Annotated in this window: 1 protein-coding gene; it reads right to left on the reverse strand. The window is 39.1% G+C overall.

The features are described 5' to 3' along the window. Positions 1-20: 20 nt before the first annotated feature. Entirely contained in the window at positions 21-1,034 is a 1,014-nt protein-coding gene (locus JCM15548_RS20525) for an IS630 family transposase (RefSeq protein WP_157483046.1), read from the reverse strand. Positions 1,035-1,169: the final 135 nt, after the last annotated feature.

Genomic DNA, 1,169 nt, shown 5'->3' on the forward strand with positions numbered 1-1,169 from the left:
TGTGTTAATTTCTTAATTCGTTAACTAATCCTTAATGCGTCGCCAGTATATGTCCAGCGAAATGGTTTTGCACGTGTGTTGTTATATGTTTTAACATACTCCATTAATTGTGATGCCAACTGTTCTGAAGACTGCCAGATGCCGCCTTTAACGACGTCCTTAGTCAGTATATTGAACCAGATCTCAACCTGGTTTAACCATGAGGAATACGTTGGTGTAAAATGCAATTGAATTTTTCTTTTCCCAGCTAACCAGCTTTGTACGTCTTTGTGCTTATGAATTGACAGGTTATCAGCGATAATATGAAGTTTCTTATTTCGATATTTTCTATCAAGCGCTTTTAAGAACTTCAAAAAATTCTCGGCATTGTTTGATTTCATGGTTTTGGCCGTAATCTCTCCAGAATGAACTGCTAAAGCTGCAATTAGCGAAACAGTCCCATTGCGCTTGTAGGTTGCTGTTTGTCGCTTCGGGGCACCAGATTTTAAAGGGAGTTCCGGCTGCGTTCTGTCCAAAGCTTGAATCTGAGTTTTTTCATCCACACAGATAACCAATGCGTTTTCAGGAGGAGCCATATAAAGTCCTACGATTTTGGTCATTTTTTCCTCAAACTCAGGATCTTTTGACTTGCCACACCAATAATCAATTTTATGGGGTTTCAAATCAGCTTGTTTCAAAATCTGAAACACTTTTGATTGACTGATCCCAACTTCATCTGCAATACGTTTCTGTGACCAATTTGTATATCCTCCATCAGGCTTGGAGCAAGCTTTATCGATGACTGTTGCTTGCTGCTCTGGGGTAATGGTTCTGGGCTTGCCACTTCTGGGAGCATCTTTTAAACCATCAATACCAAGCTGACGAAACCTTTGTCGCCATTTATTAACGACTGGTTTACTTAGCCCTGTCTGTTCCACAATATTATCCATTGACAGACCTTGGTCCGACAACAGGATTATTTCAGCTCGTTCAACATACCGCCGTTCAAGTTTTCGCGAGCGACTCATGGTAAGAAGTTCTTCTTTCTCTGCCATGGTTAGATTTATTGGTTTTCCTATCCTTGCCATATGACAAAGATAATAAAATATTAGTTAATTAACTAAGTAATTATAACACTAGAAAGATTTATGCTATTTTTGAAAGGAGCTATCCCGTAGGATTTAGTTCAA

It is taken from the genome of Geofilum rubicundum JCM 15548 (assembly GCF_000974365.1).
Lineage (GTDB): Bacteria > Bacteroidota > Bacteroidia > Bacteroidales > Marinilabiliaceae > Geofilum > Geofilum rubicundum.

Excerpts from the sequence above, each read along its gene's own strand:
- JCM15548_RS20525 (WP_157483046.1), bottom strand. The coding sequence starts at position 1,034 with ATGGCAGAGAAAGAAGAACTTCTTACCATGAGTCGCTCGCGAAAACTT.